At 72.0% G+C, this 15,281-nt stretch carries 13 protein-coding genes; 5 read left to right on the top strand and 8 right to left on the bottom strand.

The genetic code is table 11. The features are described 5' to 3' along the window. Positions 1–40: 40 nt before the first annotated feature. On the bottom strand, positions 41–2,020 hold the full coding sequence (locus tag ACGFNN_RS05900; protein WP_393553355.1) for a heavy metal translocating P-type ATPase: 1,980 nt from the start codon (positions 2,018–2,020) through the stop codon (positions 41–43). Between the two features lie 94 nt (positions 2,021–2,114). Here ACGFNN_RS05900 and ACGFNN_RS05895 point away from each other — a divergent pair, with 94 nt between their 5' ends. Then, complete coding sequence (locus tag ACGFNN_RS05895) at positions 2,115–2,486, top strand: ArsR/SmtB family transcription factor (RefSeq protein WP_393553353.1); 372 nt, start codon at positions 2,115–2,117, stop codon at positions 2,484–2,486. Between the two features lie 19 nt (positions 2,487–2,505). Here the strand turns inward: ACGFNN_RS05895 and ACGFNN_RS05890 are convergent, their stop codons facing one another. The 5 genes from ACGFNN_RS05890 to ACGFNN_RS05870 form a co-directional block, all read right to left on the bottom strand. After that, positions 2,506–3,411, bottom strand: coding sequence for a Gfo/Idh/MocA family protein (locus ACGFNN_RS05890; protein ID WP_393553351.1), 906 nt, complete (start codon positions 3,409–3,411; stop codon positions 2,506–2,508). Positions 3,412–3,452: 41 nt separating this feature from the next. Beyond that, positions 3,453–4,676 (bottom strand): ROK family transcriptional regulator, encoded by a 1,224-nt coding sequence (locus ACGFNN_RS05885; RefSeq protein ID WP_393553349.1) that lies wholly within the window; start codon positions 4,674–4,676, stop codon positions 3,453–3,455. Between the two features lie 76 nt (positions 4,677–4,752). Beyond that, positions 4,753–5,619 (bottom strand): carbohydrate ABC transporter permease, encoded by an 867-nt coding sequence (locus ACGFNN_RS05880; protein WP_362671012.1) that lies wholly within the window; start codon positions 5,617–5,619, stop codon positions 4,753–4,755. Between the two features lie 80 nt (positions 5,620–5,699). Then, positions 5,700–6,683 (bottom strand): sugar ABC transporter permease, encoded by a 984-nt coding sequence (locus ACGFNN_RS05875; RefSeq protein ID WP_362550963.1) that lies wholly within the window; start codon positions 6,681–6,683, stop codon positions 5,700–5,702. A 34-nt stretch (positions 6,684–6,717) separates the two neighbouring features. After that, positions 6,718–8,121, bottom strand: coding sequence for an ABC transporter substrate-binding protein (locus ACGFNN_RS05870; RefSeq protein WP_393553347.1), 1,404 nt, complete (start codon positions 8,119–8,121; stop codon positions 6,718–6,720). Between the two features lie 135 nt (positions 8,122–8,256). Between ACGFNN_RS05870 and ACGFNN_RS05865 the strand changes: the two genes are divergently transcribed. The 4 genes from ACGFNN_RS05865 (at position 8,257) to ACGFNN_RS05850 (ending at position 13,591) form a co-directional block, all read left to right on the top strand. Beyond that, positions 8,257–9,303, top strand: a complete 1,047-nt coding sequence (locus ACGFNN_RS05865) for a zinc-binding alcohol dehydrogenase (protein WP_393553345.1) — start codon at positions 8,257–8,259, stop codon at positions 9,301–9,303. A 141-nt stretch (positions 9,304–9,444) separates the two neighbouring features. Then, complete coding sequence (locus tag ACGFNN_RS05860) at positions 9,445–10,245, top strand: sugar phosphate isomerase/epimerase family protein (RefSeq protein WP_393553343.1); 801 nt, start codon at positions 9,445–9,447, stop codon at positions 10,243–10,245. Next, complete coding sequence (locus tag ACGFNN_RS05855; protein ID WP_393553341.1) at positions 10,242–11,627, top strand: hypothetical protein; 1,386 nt, start codon at positions 10,242–10,244, stop codon at positions 11,625–11,627. Before ACGFNN_RS05860 ends, ACGFNN_RS05855 begins: the two co-directional genes overlap by 4 nt. Continuing rightward, positions 11,624–13,591 carry a glycogen debranching N-terminal domain-containing protein gene (locus tag ACGFNN_RS05850; RefSeq protein WP_393553339.1) on the top strand — a complete coding sequence of 656 codons (1,968 nt, stop codon included), beginning with the start codon at positions 11,624–11,626 and terminating at the stop codon, positions 13,589–13,591. The genes ACGFNN_RS05855 and ACGFNN_RS05850 overlap by 4 nt, the downstream gene beginning before the upstream one ends. Positions 13,592–13,654: 63 nt before the next feature. Here the strand turns inward: ACGFNN_RS05850 and ACGFNN_RS05845 are convergent, their stop codons facing one another. Then, positions 13,655–13,786: a hypothetical protein gene (locus ACGFNN_RS05845; RefSeq protein ID WP_362550945.1), complete on the bottom strand. Its 132-nt coding sequence runs from the start codon at positions 13,784–13,786 to the stop codon at positions 13,655–13,657. Positions 13,787–14,015: 229 nt separating this feature from the next. After that, positions 14,016–15,158 (bottom strand): winged helix DNA-binding domain-containing protein, encoded by a 1,143-nt coding sequence (locus tag ACGFNN_RS05840; RefSeq protein ID WP_393553337.1) that lies wholly within the window; start codon positions 15,156–15,158, stop codon positions 14,016–14,018. Positions 15,159–15,281: the final 123 nt, after the last annotated feature.

Raw genomic sequence — 15,281 nt, 5'->3', positions numbered from 1 at the left:
AGCCCCTGTCCGCGGTGGTCCGGGCGGCCCGGGCGCGGGCTCACCGGGCTTCCTCGGCGGCGCGGTTCCAGGCGGAGTCGCGCAACAGGCGCAGGCCGTTGAGGCCGACGACGACGGTCGAGCCCTCGTGGCCGAGGACACCGAGCGGCAGGGGCAGATGCCCTGCCAGGTCCCAGACGACCAGGCCCGAGATGAACACCCCGGCGATGACCAGGTTCTGGACCACCAGACGGCGGGCGGCGCGCGAAAGGCCGATCACGGCGGGTACGGTCGCGAGTTCGTCGCGGACGACGACGGCGTCGGCGGTCTCCAGGGCGAGGTCGGAGCCGGCCCGCCCCATCGCGATGCCGGTGTGGGCGGCGGCCAGCGCGGGGGCGTCGTTGACGCCGTCACCCAGGACCAGCACCCTGCGGCCCCGCGCCTCCAGCCGGCGTACGGCCGCGACCTTGCCCTCCGGCAGAAGGCCGGCGTGGACCTCGTCGCCCGCGATCCCCGCCTCGGCGGCGAGGCTGGCGGCTGCGCGGGGATTGTCGCCCGTCAGGAGCATCGGGGAGCTGCCGGTCAGCATCGTCAGGGCGGCGACCGTCGAGGCGGCGTCGGGCCTCAGCCGGTCCGCGACGCCCAGCAGCCCCACCGGAGCCCCGTCCCGCAGGACCACCACGGCGGTGCGGCCACCGTCCTCCAGCCCGGCAGCGATCCGGGCGGCGGAGCCGCCGGTGTCCCCGAGGAGGCGGCCGGGGGCGCCGATCTCGACGGTGCGGCCGCCCACGGAAGCCCTGACGCCGACACCGGGCGTGGAGACGAAGTCCGACGCGCCGCCCACCGGCAGTCCACGGGTACGGGCCGCCTCCACGACGGCGCGAGCCAGGGGGTGCTCGCTCGGGTACTCCGCGGCTGCCGCGAGTCCCAGCAGGGTGTCGTCGTCGAGTCCGGAGTCCTCCAGAGCGCGGATGTCCGTGACGCGGGGCGTGCCTTCGGTGAGAGTGCCGGTCTTGTCCAGGGCCACCGCGTCCACCTGCCCGAGCCGCTCCATGACCACCGCGGACTTGACCAGCACTCCGTGCCGCCCGGCGTTCGCGATCGCCGAGAGGAGCGGCGGCATCGTCGCCAGGACCACGGCGCAGGGCGAGGCCACGATCATGAAGGTCATCGCCCGGAGCAGCGATCCGGTCAGGTCGGCGCCGAAGGCGAGGGGGACCAGGAAGACGGCCAGGGTCGCGACGACCATGCCCAGGCTGTAGCGCTGTTCGACCTTCTCGATGAACAGCTGGGTGGGGGCCTTGGTCTCGGATGCCTCCTCGACCATGGCCACGATCCGGGCGATCACCGAGTCCTCGGCGTCCCGCTCGACCTTCACCCGCAGGGTGCCCGTGCCGTTGAGGGTGCCGGCGAAGACCTCGTCGCCGGCCCGTTTCGCGACCGGGAGCGGCTCCCCCGTGATCGTGGCCTGGTCCACCTCGCCGGTACCGGCGAGGACCCGGCCGTCGGCGCCGATCAGCTCGCCGGGGCGGACGAGGATCGTGTCACCGACCGCGAGGTCTCCGGTGGCGACCGTCGTCTCGCTCCCGTCGTCCGCGAGACGGGTGGCGGAGGCGGGAGCCAGGTCGAGGAGACCGCGTACCGCGTCCTGGGTTCGGGCGGTGGCCAGGGCCTCCAGCGCACCGGAGGAGGCGAAGATGACGATCAGCAGGGCGCCGTCCATCACCTGGCCGATCGAGGCCGCGCCGATCGCGGCCACGATCATCAGCAGGTCCACGTCGAGGGTCCTGCCGCGCAACGCGGTCAGCCCCGCCCACGCCGGCTCCCACCCGCCCGTGAGGTACGCGGCTGCGTAGAGAGGGCCCCACGCCCAGCCGGGCGCGCCGGCGAGCTGGAGCGGCAACGCGATCAGGAACAGCACCAGGGCCGCGGCCGCCCAGCGCGCCTCGGCCAGGGCCAGCACCCGGGTACGCCGCCTCGGCACCGTACGCGAGGCGGCCGGAGCCGTCGGATCGGACCGCAGGATCACGTCGGAAGGCATGGCAGGTCGACCCTTCGGGGCGGAGGACGGCAACGCCTCCACCGTACAGGAATACCTGAACAGGTCTTCATATGTGATCGGTAGAATGGCGGTCATGGGTCACGGAGCCGACGACATGAACCGAGCCACCCCCCGCGAGCGCCTGGACGCGGTCGGGGCGGCCGACGTCGCCGCCACGCTGCAGGCCCTCGCCACCCCGTCGCGGCTGTACATCCTGGCGCGGCTGAAGGAAGGTCCCTGCGCGGTCGGCGACCTCGCCGAGGCCGTGGACATGGAAGCCTCGGCCTGCTCCCACCAGCTCCGGCTCCTGCGCAATCTGGGGCTCGTCACCGGGGAGCGGCGCGGCCGCTCGATCGTGTACGCCCTCCACGACGACCACGTGGCCGAGCTCCTGGACCAGGCGCTCTTCCACGTCGAACACCTGCGGCTCGGTCTGCGCGACGCCCCGGCCGCCACCCGGAGGTAGCGGAAGCCCCCTGCGTGGTTCAGCGGTCGGCGTGCGTCGCCCGGTCGAGCAGCTTCTGGATGTGCAGACCGTGGGCCGCGTCGATGCCGGTGCCCCGGCCCGTCCGTACGGCTGTGGCGAACTCCCGGCGCAGGACCGGCCAGCACTCCTCGTGGTCGATGCCCGCGGTGTCGTAGACGAGTTCCTCGCCGGGGCCGAAGAGTTCGACACGGGTCCGGGCCTTGGGAAGCCGTACGCTGCCCGAGAGCGAGGCCTGGCTGACCGCTCCGTTCTCGTGCTCGCAGGTCAGCTCGATCCAGCGGCGCGGGTCCCCGGTCGCGCGTACGGAGACGATCGGCGCGACCGCGCTGTCGAGGATGTCCAGCAGATGCGGACCGAGGTCGAGCAGCGCCCCGTGCTCCAGGCGCCAGGAAGTGGCGAACTCCCCGCCGAGGAAGGCCCCGTGCAGGTAGCAGGAGCGCGCGCCTGTCACCTCACGGGTGGCCGCCTCGGCGAGGAAGGCGCGGGTGGCCGGGTGGTAACGCTTCGTCAGGACGAGCTGGGAGACCACCCCGTGGTCGCGGACGGCGTCCGCCACGGCGCGTGCCGCGTCGAGATCGGGGCCGAGCGGCTTCTCCAGCAGGAGGGCGCGGCCCGCTGCCGCGGCCCGTGGTGCGAGGGCCGCCTGCACTGCGGGCGGTACGGCGAAGGCGACCGCCTCGCAGCGGTCGAGGAGTTCCTCGAATGATCCCGCGACCGGTGCCCCGTAGGCTCCGGCCACCTCGGCGGCGGCCTCGGGGCGGCGGGCCCAGACGGCCGCCAGCTCGGTCTCCGGCCCTGCCGCCAGTACACGGGCGTGCATCGCGCGGGCCCAGGGGCCGGCGCCCACGAGGCCGACCCGTACGGGCGCTCCGGACCAGGTGTCGGTGAGGGGGGCGGTGGACATGGTGCTCTCCGTCGTTCTGCTGTGAGTGGGGTGCGCGGCGCTCAGGCGCCGGCACCGTTGTCGCGGGCGGCCGCGGCGGCCGCGAGGCGCGCGTCGGCCCGGTCAGGGGAGTAGAGGTGGTCGACGACCATGCGGGCGGCCCCGGTCAGGGCCGCGCGGTCGCCCAGCTCGGAGGTGACGACCTGGAGATGGGCGGTGGTCCGCGGCATGGCCCGCTGGTAGAGGAGTTCGCGCACTCCGGTGAGGAACGGGGTGCCCGCCAGGTCCCCGCTCAGCATCAGCACGCCCGGGTTGAGAAGCGTGACGACGGTGACCAGCACCTCGCCCACACGCTGCCCCGCCTCACGGGCGAGCCTCACGGCGTCGGGCTGCCCCGATGCCAGGTGCTCGCGTACGTCGGATCCCGACGCGGTGGGCACCCCCGCCGCGGTCAGCTGCCCCGCGATGGACCGGCCGCTGGCGACCGCGGCGAGGCAGCCGTAGGAGCCGCACATGCACAGTGCGTCGGGACGGTCGTGGAGCCGGATGTGGCCGATGTCGCCGGCGCCTCCGTCTATGCCACGGTAGATCTCCCCGCCCACGACGACTCCCGCGCCGATGCCGGTGGACGCCTTGACCAGGACGAAGGCGCTGCAGTCCGGGTGTCCCGCCCGCTGTTCGGCCAGGGCCATCAGATTGGCGTCGTTGTCGACGAAGACGGGCAGGGGTCCGGTCGCGGGCATCGGGCCGACGTGTTCCGTCCACGCCTCCCGCAGGCGTTCCCTCACGGGGAAGCGGTCCCAGCCGGGCATGATCGGCGGCTGGACGATACGGGCTGACTCCCAGTCGACGGGCCCGGGCACGGAGAGTCCGATGCCGCAGACGTCCCCGGGCAGTTTGCCGGCCTCGCTCAGCAACGGACCGAACCAGCGCGCCAGTTGGTCGAGCGCGCGGTCCGGCCCGTCGGCGATGACAAGGGCGTCGGTGTGCTCGGCCAGAGTGTTGCCGGCCAGGTCGAGCGCGGCCACCCGGGCGTGCCGGGTCTCCATGTCGGCGACCAGGACCACGGCGTGCGCCGGGTCGAACTCCAGGCGGGCCGAAGGGCGTCCACCGGTGGAGGTGCCGGTGGCGCCGCGCAGCCAGCCCGCGCCGAAGAGCTGGTCGAGCCGGTGTCCCACGGTCGAGCGGGAGAGGCCGGTCGCCTGCTGGAGCTCTCCTCGCGTGGTGGCCTCGCCGCTGCGGATGAGCCGCAGCAGATGCCCCGCGCTGGCCTGGTTTCCTGCCATCCCCGCCGTCCTCGCTCTGTCCGTCGCGTCCGGGCCCGGCCGGGGGCCGGGTGTGGTCCTTTTCGCTCCGGAGCCCTCAGCTCTTGTCCGCACCGCTGGTCAGGCCCTCGGTGAGGAGCCGTTCGGCGGAGAAGAACAGGAGTACCACAGGGATGGTGAGCACCACCGAACCGGCCATCAGCACGGTCTTCGACACCTCGATGCCGTTGGCCAGTTGCTGCAGACCGAGAGAGACGGTCCACCGGTCGGGGTCGGCCGCGAGGAAGAGGAGCGCGAACAGGAACTCGTTCCAGGCGATCATGAAGACGTACAGCCCGGTGGCCATCAGGGTGGGCAGGGCGAGCGGGAGGATGATCCTGCGTACGGTCTGGAGGCGGGAGGCGCCGTCGATCGAGGCGGCTTCCTCGATGCTGAAGGGGATGGTGACGAAGTAGTTCTTCAGCATGTAGATCGAGACGGGCACGGTCTGCGCGATGTACACGATGGCGAGCCCCACGAGGCTGCCGGAGAGGCCCATCTTCGCGAACATGACGAACAGCGGCACGGCCAGCAGGGTGGCCGGGAAGAGGTAGACCGCGAGGAAGAGCGCGCTGACCTGCCGGTTGCCGAAGAACTTCAGCCGGCTCACGGCGTACGCGCCGGGCACCGCCGCCGCCAGCGTGAGCAGCACCGTGGCGATGGCGACGAGCGCCGAGTTCACCAGCATGCCGAGGAAGCCCTGGCCGCCGTCGGCCTGGGACTTGAGGACGCTCTCGTAGGTGTCGAGCGTGAAGTCCTTCGCCGAGACCCAGAGGTTCCCCGGGTCGAGGAGCAGCGCGTCGATGGGCTTCACCGACAGCATCAGCATGTAGTAGAAGGGCACGATCGTGATCGCCGCGAGGAAGGCGATCACCACCCAGCGCAGGACTCCGAAGAAGCGCTCCTCGAACTGGGCGCGGGTCATCCGCGTCCGGGGCCGCCGGGGGGCCGGGGCGGGACGGGTGGCGCGGTCCTGCCGTCCGGGGGTCACGGTGTCGGTGGCGGTCATGCCGATTCCTCCTGCATCTTCTTGCCGAAGAACTTGAAGTAGATGCCCAGGAGGGCCATGAGCACCACGGCCAGGACGAGGGCCTGCGCGGAGGCGGCACCGACGTCGAAGCGCGAGGTGAGGAAGTCGTAGACGCGTACGGCGACGACGTCCGTGCCGGAACCTCCGCCGGTGAGCAGGTAGATGTCGTCGAACTTGTTGAACGTCATGATGAAGCGCAGGACGGACAGCAGGGCGATGACGGGCATCAGCTGCGGCAGCAGGATGTGCCGGAAGCGCTGCGAGAGGGTGGCGCCGTCGACCTCCGCCGCCTCCTCCAGGCCGGCGGGTACCGCCTGGAGCCGGGCCAGCATGAAGAGGAAGGCGAAGGGGAAGTAGCGCCAGGTCTCGAAGGCGATGACGGTGAGCAGCGCGAGCGGGATGTCGAAGTGGACTCCGAACAGACCCACTTCGTAGGACCTGGTGGACAGGAAGGCGATGGGGTCGTCCCATCCGAAGAGCTTGTGGCCCCACTCGTTGACGATGCCGTACTGCGGGCTGAGGGCCACCTCCCAGACGAAGGAGACCGCGACCACGGGTGCGACGTACGGCAGCAGCATGGCGGCGCGCAGGGCGCCCCGGCCGCGGAAGGGCCTGCGCAGGGCGAGGGCGGCGACCAGGCCCAGGACGACCGAGCCCGCGGTGGCACCGACGGTGTAGAGGAGCGTGGTGCCGAGGCTGCTCCAGAAACCGGGGGAGCCGAAGACCTGGGCGAAGTTGTCCAGGGTCCACCGTCCGAGGAGACCGTTCTCCTGGATGTCGACGAGCCTGGCGTTCTGGAACGCGAGGAGGACGGTCCAGAGGATGGGCAGGATCACCACCACCAGGACCACCAGGAAGGTGGGGGTCACGAAGGCGAGGCCCGCGCGGTTCTCCCGGCTGCTCGATGACTGCGGGGTCGGGACGCGGCGCTTCTTCGCACCGCTCTGGGTTGTGCTCATGGAGTCGGTTTCCTCGTGAGGGAGCGGCGTGGGGCTACTGGAGGGACTTCTGGAGGGCGGTCACTTCTTCGTCGGCCTCCGCTGCGGCCTCCTCGGGCGTGATCTGGCCGCTGGTCATGGCCCCGATGGCCTTGGCGACGGGGAGTTCACCGTTGGTGGCACCGACGAGCGTGCCCTGGCCCTGGGTGAGGCCCCACCGCTGCATGTCGCCGACACCGGTGACGAGCCGGTCGAGGAGGGCGGACGGGTAGGCCTTCCGCATCGACTCGCGGCGGTCGACGCCCATGACGCTGGAGCGCCAGGCCTGCACGAAGGTGCCGGGCCGGTCCGCGGTGCCGGTGCGGACGGGGATCTTGCCCTCGGGTGCCATGCCGAACCAGTCGGCGTACCCCTTGCCCATCATGTACTCGATGAACTTGCGCGAGGCATCCGTCTCGGCGGTGCGGGTGACGGCCCAGGAGGTGATCTCGCCGAACTGGGCGGGCTCCTTGCCGTCGGGGCCCTTCAGGGAGGTGACGACTCCGGTGTTGCGGGCGAGGAAGCCCGGGTCGTTCTTGCACTCCGGGCAGCTGGGCAGCGCGTCCGATCGCAGGCCGGCCAGTTCGTCGAGGAGGAAGGAGGACCACACCATCATGGACGACTTCCCGGCGAAGTAGGTGGCGCGGGTGGTGTCCACGCTCTGGGTGCCGGGGGCGCCGTGCTTGCGGGCCAGGTCGTCGTAGGCCGTGAAGGCGTTGCGGCATGCCGGGGAGTCGAGGGCGGGCTCGCCCTCGTCGTCGACCAGCTGGCAGCCGTTGGCGAGGGCGAGGTCCTCGAAGCTCTGCTGGGTGAAGACGTCCGAGGGGTCGGTGGCCAGCGAGATGCCGTCGCGGCCGCCCTTGTCGAGCGCGGCGGCGGCCTTCAGGGCGCCGGCGTAGTCGTCGGGGGCGTCCAGGCCGGCCTTCTCGAAGAGATCCTTCCGGTAGACCAGGATCTGGAGCCAGGCGTCCGAGGGGACGCCGAGGCGGGTGTCTCCGTCGGCGGTGAGCGCGAGCGCGTTGCCGTTGAAGGTGTCGGGGTGGAGGTCCTCGACCACACGCTTGGCGACGTCGGTGTTGAGCAGGCCGTTGCCGTACATCTGCCAGACCTGGCCCATGGGCACGGCCCCGATCACGTCCGGGAGCTTGCCGGCCGCGGCGGCGGACATGATCAGCTGCGGCAGCTGGGCCTCGTCCACCCCGACGAGGTCGACCTTGACGCCGGTCTCCTTCTCGAAGCGGCTGACGACCTTCCTGGTCGCCGCCATCCTCGGCGGCAGGTTCTCCTGCGACCACACCGTGATCCTGTTGTCCGGCCGCTCGGCACCGGTGCTGCCGGAGCAGCCTGCCAGCAGACCGGCAGCCAGGGTCGCGGCGAGCCCGAACAGGGTCGCCTTCGACCGTCGGGTCTTCATCACCATGCTCTGTCCTCACGCCACTAACGCATTTGACTGATGCATCTCAGCATCACTTTTGCGTGTTGACAAGACATAACTCTGAGATATCTTCGACTGAAGTCAGCGAGCAACACCCCTCCCAGCGCTACCGGAGCACCCGTGGAACGCGTCGTCCAGTTCACCGGCCCCCGTCAGGTCGAAGTCGCCGAGCACGCGAGCGCTCCGCTCCCCGCGGGACACCTGCGGGTCAAAACACGCTATTCAGGCATTTCGGCTGGCACGGAACTGACCGCATACCGGGGTACGAACCCCTACCTCACCCGCACCTGGGACGCCGAGGCGCGGATCTTCCGTGACGGGGCGGCCGGCATCGAGTACCCGGTGGCCGGCTGGGGCTACTCCGAGGTCGGTGAGGTCACCGAGGTCTCCCCCGAGCTCGTCGGCACCCCCGGGATGCCGGTCGTGGGTGATCTGGTCTGGGGCATCTGGGGCCACCGCAGCGAGGGCATCGTCCCCGCGGACCGCATGGTCGGCCACACCCTGCCCGCGGGCCTGGAGCCGCTCGCCGGGGCCTTCGCCCGGGTCGGCGCCATCGCGTACAACGCGATCCTCGCGGCCGACATCCACCTCGGTGAGGACGTGGCGGTCTTCGGCCAGGGAGTCATCGGACTCCTCACCACCCGGCTGGCCCAGCTGAACGGCGCGCGCGTCACCGCGGTCGACGCCCTGGACGGCCGGCTCGCGACGGCCCGTGAGTACGGCGCACGGCGCACCCTGAACGCCCGCGAGGACAGCGTCGCCGAGCGCATCCGTGAGGCCACGGGCGGGGCGGGCGCCGACGTCGCCATCGAGATCAGCGGCGTGTACCCGGCCCTGCACGAGGCCGTCCGCTCGGTCACCGTGGGCGGCCGTGTCGTGGCGTCCGGCTTCTACCAGGGGGACGGCGCGGGGCTGCGGCTCGGCGACGAGTTCCACCACAACCGCGTACAGCTCATCTGCTCCCAGATCGGCGGAGTACCCCCGCAGCTCGCGGGACGCTGGACCGTCGAGCGGCTCCAGCAGACCTTCCTCTCCCTGGTCGCCGAGGGCCAGGTCGATGTGAAGTCCCTGGTCAGTCACGTCGTGCCGGTGGCCGATGCGGCCGACGCCTATGTGCTGCTCGACACGACGCCCGCCGACGCGCTCCAGGTCGTCCTGGAGTTCTGAGGCACCTGGAGCTCCCGGGAGACCGCCCGCCCGGACGGCGGGACGGATCTCCGGCTCCCCCGGACCGGCACGGCGACGTGCCGGTCCTCCCACGCACAGCCAGCACTCCAGCGCGCCCCCAGAGGCGCCGAAAGGCATCCCATGCTGAAAACCGCATGCCAGGAACAGCTCCTCCCCGGCGACACGCTCCAGGACAAGTGGGCCTTCGCCCAGGAGGCCGGCTTCGACGCCGTGGAGCTGCGGTCCAGGGGCGACTTCCACTTCCGTGACAGGCTGCCCGAGCTGAAGCAGGCACGTGCCGACGGCGTGGTCATGCCGACCGTCTGTGTCGAGATGCTGCACTTCTTCGCCGCGTTCGACGAGGACCTGCGCCGCGACGCGCTGGAGCAGATGAAGTCCCAGCTCTCCGTCGCGGCGGAGATCGGCGCACTCGGCGTGCAGACCCCCGCGTCGTACGGGATGTTCTCGCGCCGGCTCCCTCCCTTCGAGCCGCCGCGCAGTGAGGAGCAGGACCGTGAGGTCCTGCTGTCGGGCCTCACCGAGCTCGGCGAGCACGCCCGCCGCGAGGGCGTCACCGTGTACCTGGAGCCGCTCAACCGGTACGAGGACCACATGGTCAACCGGCTGGAGCAGGCCGTCGACCTGATCAGGACGGTGGGCCTGGACTCCGTGCGGATCGGCATCGACAGCTACCACATGAACATCGAGGAGGCCGACCCCTCGGCCTCGATCCTGGCCGCCGCGCCCTACATCGGCCACGCCCAGGTCAGCGACTCCAACCGTTTCCAGCCCGGAGCCGGCCACCTCGACTGGCCGGCCTGGCTCGGCGCCCTGCACGCCATCGGCTACGAGGGCTACCTCGCGGCCGAGTGCAGGCTGACCGGAGACCCGGTCGCAGCCGTGCGCTCCATCCCCGGCTTCCTCCGGAGGTCCGGGGCGTGACGACGCTGCTCGAGACCCCCGTGCCCGCCGCCGCTGATCACCTGACCCTTCGGCGCGGCGCGGCACGGGTCCTCCTCACCAACTGGACCGGTTCCTCCACCGTTCCGTCCCGCGGCCTGTACCCGCACCAGTGGAGCTGGGACTCGGCGTTCATCGCGATCGGGCTGCGCCATCTGTCCGTCCGCCGGGCGCAGCTCGAGCTGGAGAGCCTGCTCGGCGCCCAGTGGGCGGACGGACGGATCCCGCACATCGTGTTCAGCCCGGCGGTCCCGCTGGACGCGTACTTCCCGAGCCCCGACTTCTGGCGCTCCTCCACCGAAGGCGCTCCCGCCGGGGCCCCCGCCGGTACGGAGACCTCCGGCATCGTCCAGCCCCCGGTCCACGCGCTCGCCGCGTGGCTCGTCCACCAGGCCGACCCGGAGACCTCACGCCGTCGCGGCTTCCTGCCCCGGGTGTACCGACGGCTCGTCGCCTGGCACGACTACCTCACGGGCAGCCGTGACCTCGGCGGCGGCGGGCTGGCGGCCATGGTGCACCCGTGGGAGCCCGGCATGGACAACAGCCCTTGCTGGGACGCCCCGCTGGCCCGGGTCAAGCCCGCGCCGCCCGGCTCGTACCGTCGTGCGGACCTCGACCACGGCCAGGCGGCCGAGCGCCCGACCGACCTGGACTACGGCCGGTACGTGCGGCTCGCGGCGGATTACCGCGACAGCGGTTACGCCGACCTGCCCGGCGGGCACGAGTTCGCCGTCGAGGACCCGTGCGTGAACGCGCTGCTGATCGTCTCCGAGCAGGCACTCGCCCGGATCGCCGCCGAGACCGGAGCAGATCCCGCACCCCACGAGGAGCGGGCCGCACGTCTCACGGCGGCCCTGGTGGAGCGGCTCTGGTCGCCCGCAGAGGGTATGTTCCTCTGCCGTGACCTGGTGGGCGACGAGCTGATCCCCGAGCGCAGCGTCGCCGGGCTCGTCCCGCTCATCGTCCCGGGCCTCCCGCAGCACGTCGTGGACGCCCTGCTGGACACGGCGGCGGGCCCCGGGTTCCGGCTCGGCGAGGTTCCGATGGCACCGTCGTACGACATCACAGGAGAGGCCTTCGACCCGTCCCGCTACTGGCGCGGCCCGGCCTGGTTCAACACCAACTGGCTGCTGGAGCGTGGGCTGCGGCTGCACGGCCACCCCCGCACCGCGGACGCCCTGCGCTCGGCGATGCTCGACGCGGCGGGGGCCAGCTCCTTCGCGGAGTACGTGGATCCGTTCACGGCGCACGCCCGTGGGACACGGGCCTTCGGCTGGACAGCGGCCCTCACCCTGGACCTGCTGGCGGCCCGGGAAGCGGCTGCCGGCGCCCAGGACACCCCTTCGATCGGAGCGCACACATGAGCGACTCCGGCGACACCACCCTGGTGCACGCGGGGACCTTCCTCGTGCTCGGGGCGGACGGAGGTGTGGCCGGCCGGCGGGGCACCTCCCCCGACGGACTGTTCCACCGCGACGCCCGGCACCTCAGCCACTGGGTCCTCGAAGTCGACGGCGCTGCCCCTGTGGTCCTGGTGCCCTCCGATGGTGACGGTGCGTCACTGTCCGTCCTCACGCCGCCCGGCACCAGGGACGAACCGGCGGCCTACACGGTGTTCCGCGAACAGGCCGTCGAACAAGGCGCCCTGACGGAGCGTCTGCGCCTGGTCAACAATCGTCCGGCGCCGATCGCCGCAGCGCTGTCGCTCACGGCGGACGCCGACTTCGCCGACCAGTTCGAACTGCGCTCCGACAAGCGCAGCTACGACAAGGACGGAGCCCGGCACACCGCGCACGCCCACACCGACGGGGTCACCTTCACCTACGAGCGCGGCGCGTGGATCTCCCGTACGGAGGTGCACGCCTCCCCTGCGCCTGACGCGGTCCGCGCCCAGGGACCGGGGACGGCCCGACGCCTGGACTGGCTCCTGGAGATCCCCGCCCACGGCACGGCCGAACTGCTGCTGACGGTCGTGGCACACGCGCACGAGGCCCCCGCACCCGCACGGCCCGGCACCCCCGCGCAGGCCGTCGCCGGACAGTCCGCGGACACCGCGGCCTTCGCAGAAGCGCCGCTCCCACTGCCGCCGGACGCTCCGGACGGGCTGGCCTCCGCCTGTGCCCGCGGGCTGAGCGACCTGGCGGCGCTGCGGGTCCCCGCGACCGGGCCGGACGGCGAACGGCTCCGGGTACCCGCGGCCGGAATCCCCTGGTTCCTCACCCTCTTCGGGCGGGACTCGCTGTTCACCTCTCTGTTCGCCCTGCCCTACCGGCCGGAACTGGCCGAGGACACCCTGATGGCGCTCGCCGCCACCCAGGGCACCGGGTACGACGCGGGCCGCGGTGAGCAGCCGGGGCGCATCGTGCACGAGATCCGCCACGGCGAGCTGGCGCACTTCCGCCAGGTGCCGTACGGCCGCTACTACGGCTCCGTGGATTCCACCCCGCTCTTCCTCGTACTCCTGAACAGCTTCGCGGAGACCACCGGCGACACGGCACTCGCCGCCCGGCTGGAGCCCCAGGCTCGAGCCGCGGTGGAGTGGATGTTCCGTGACGGCGGCCTGGGCGACGGCGGTTACCTGGTCTACTCGCCCGATCCGCAGGGCCTGATGAACCAGAACTGGAAGGACTCCGAGGGCGCGATCTGCTTCCTCGACGGCACTCAGGCCGAAGGCCCGATCGCCGTCGCCGAGGCGCAGGGATACGCCTACGACGCGCTCGTGCGCACCGCGCGCACCGCGCGTGAGGTGTGGGGCGACGCCGCGTACGCCGACCGGCTCGACGGTGCGGCCGCCGAGCTCAGGGAGCGGTTCCTGCGGGACTTCTGGATGTCCGGTCCCGACTTCCCGGCGCTCGCGCTGGACGGCAAGGGCCGGCAGGTCGACTCCCCCGCCTCGGACGCGGGCCATCTGCTGTGGTCGGGGATCCTGGACGACCCCCGGGCCCGGCGGGTGGGCAGCCGTCTGCTGGAGCCGGACTTCTTCTCCGGCTGGTCGATCCGGACCCTGGCCGCCGGCGTGCCCGCGTACCACCCGCTGTCGTACCACCGGGGCACCGCCTGGCCGCACGACAACGCCGTGATCCTGCTCGGCCTGGCACGGTACGGCCTCTTCGAGGAGGCCAGGACCCTCGCCCTGGGCCTTCTGGACGCGTCGGCACACCACGGTCACAGGCTGCCGGAGGTCATGGCGGGCTACTCCCGCCACGAGCACCCCCGCCCCGTGCCGTATCCGCACTCCTGCTCGCCGCAGGCCTGGGCGGCGGCCACCCCGCTGGCCGTCCTGACGGCGCTGCGGGCGGAGCGCGCGTACCGCGACGCGCAGGTCTGACACGGGAGAGCCACTCGACGTCGTGACCGGCCGGCCCCGGGGCCGGCCGGTCACGACGAGGCTTCAGCGCCTGTCGTTGCCCTTCTCCTGCAGGCGGCGGCCCTCGTCCCTGAGCTGCCGGTTCTGCAGGACCTTGCCGTCGGCTTCCATGATCCGCCCGCGTACCCGGTTGATCGCGGAAGTCATCTTGCCCATGAAAGGTCACCTCACGTCGTTGGCGGCGGCCACCCCCACAAGGGTCCAATATGTCCGCCTTTCCATCATTTCTCGCATCTCTCGAAACCGAATGCAAGTACGGACTTCTCGTGCGGGAGAGCGCGGACCCAGCGACCACTGCGCGCACCGGAACGACGTCCTTCAACCATCTGCTCGCCGCTGGGCGACGCGGCCTTCGCGCAGTCACCCGGGGCGTCGATGTGCGGGGTCAGCCCTTGACGAACCTGGTGTTCCCGACCGTGGGAAGACCCTTGTCCCACCAGTGCCCGTAACGCCGGTACACCGCTGGATCGCGGTCACGGAGCAGCACCGACAAGCTCTGCGCCTCCTCGGTCAGGCCCCGCCAGGCGACTCCGTCCAGCGCGCGGAAGGCGGTCATCTCGATTCCGCCGTCGATCGCCCGCCAGACACCCGCCACCTGGCCGCCCACCAGCAGGCAGGGAAGGACGTCCCCGTTCCGGCGCACGACGAGCGGGCGGTACTCCGGGGGCATGATCCGGCCGGGGACGGCGTGGGCGAGCAGCGTGCTGTCCCACATGGGCAGAAGCCTCGGCGGGGCCGGTGTGTCCGGTGCGGGTACGGTGCCGCCTTCGAGGTCCAGCAGGGCGCCGCGCCCGGTCCCGGCCACCCGTACGACCTGGTCGCCCAGTTCGCGCAACGCCTGGTCGGTCGCCGAGCGCGTGAGCAGCGTGAACCGCGCGAAGTCCTGTGCGGAGGCGGGCCCGAAGGCCCGCAGATACGTGAGGAGCAGTCGCCGCACCCCGGCCGCGGCGTCCGGATGCGAAGGTGCCGCGGTACGCGGGGCGGCGAGATAGGTGTTCGGGAGCCGGAACGCCCACGGGCCTCCGAGGGGGGTGTGGTGCAGGGGCGCGTAGGTCCGTAGCGCCCACCAGACGCGGTGCGCGTGCTCTCCGAAGCGACGCGTCACCTCGCCCTCCACCTCCGGACCGGTGTGCGGCGCCGCGAGGAACTCGGCCAGCTCCGGCAGTACGGCGTCGACTTCGGCCGGGTCCAGTCCGGTCGAGGTGAACCGGCGGTCGAACAGTCGCGAGTCCCTGAGGCGGCTCGCCATCGCCGCATGGAAGGGCGCGTAGTCGTCGGCGTGGACCACGTGCAGGGTGATTCTCATCAGCGTCGCCTTCACGACGCGCCGCTCGGCGAACGCGGCGTCGAGGTCCGCCGGGTCGAAGTCCCGCACACGGTTCCAGAGGGCGAGGTAGGGCGACGCGGGTGACTGCGCCTGAATCGCGCAGACCCGCCTGACCGCATCGGCCACACCCAAGTGGGCCCTCTCGAGCAGGAGCTGGCGGTCCAGAGTGGCGAGGACGAGCTGCCGGGCGGTGGGAATCATGGACGGATTATGTCGGCCCCGCCGCCGCCACGCGCCGACTTGGGCATGGTCCCGCGCGGACGCGCGGAACGGCCCCGGTGGACCCGCCGTGGAGCGGGGCCACCGGGGCCGGGTCATGTCCGG

The sequence above is a fragment of the Streptomyces sp. NPDC048590 genome (genome assembly GCF_043199535.1).
Taxonomy (GTDB): domain Bacteria; phylum Actinomycetota; class Actinomycetes; order Streptomycetales; family Streptomycetaceae; genus Streptomyces.
The sequence above is the reverse complement of the archived record's forward strand: the minus strand, read 5'-3'. Positions and strand labels throughout refer to the sequence as shown.

Bases quoted from the DNA above. Each gene is read 5' to 3' on its own strand.
- ACGFNN_RS05900 (WP_393553355.1), bottom strand. From the start codon at position 2,020: ATGCCTTCCGACGTGATCCTGCGGTCCGATCCGACGGCTCCGGCCGCC.
- ACGFNN_RS05895 (WP_393553353.1), top strand. From the start codon at position 2,115: ATGGGTCACGGAGCCGACGACATGAACCGAGCCACCCCCCGCGAGCGC.
- ACGFNN_RS05890 (WP_393553351.1), bottom strand. From the start codon at position 3,411: ATGTCCACCGCCCCCCTCACCGACACCTGGTCCGGAGCGCCCGTACGG.
- ACGFNN_RS05885 (WP_393553349.1), bottom strand. From the start codon at position 4,676: ATGGCAGGAAACCAGGCCAGCGCGGGGCATCTGCTGCGGCTCATCCGC.
- ACGFNN_RS05880 (WP_362671012.1), bottom strand. From the start codon at position 5,619: ATGACCCGCGCCCAGTTCGAGGAGCGCTTCTTCGGAGTCCTGCGCTGG.
- ACGFNN_RS05875 (WP_362550963.1), bottom strand. From the start codon at position 6,683: ATGAGCACAACCCAGAGCGGTGCGAAGAAGCGCCGCGTCCCGACCCCG.
- ACGFNN_RS05870 (WP_393553347.1), bottom strand. From the start codon at position 8,121: ATGGTGATGAAGACCCGACGGTCGAAGGCGACCCTGTTCGGGCTCGCC.
- ACGFNN_RS05860 (WP_393553343.1), top strand. From the start codon at position 9,445: ATGCTGAAAACCGCATGCCAGGAACAGCTCCTCCCCGGCGACACGCTC.
- ACGFNN_RS05850 (WP_393553339.1), top strand. From the start codon at position 11,624: ATGAGCGACTCCGGCGACACCACCCTGGTGCACGCGGGGACCTTCCTC.
- ACGFNN_RS05845 (WP_362550945.1), bottom strand. From the start codon at position 13,786: ATGGGCAAGATGACTTCCGCGATCAACCGGGTACGCGGGCGGATCATG.
- ACGFNN_RS05840 (WP_393553337.1), bottom strand. From the start codon at position 15,158: ATGATTCCCACCGCCCGGCAGCTCGTCCTCGCCACTCTGGACCGCCAG.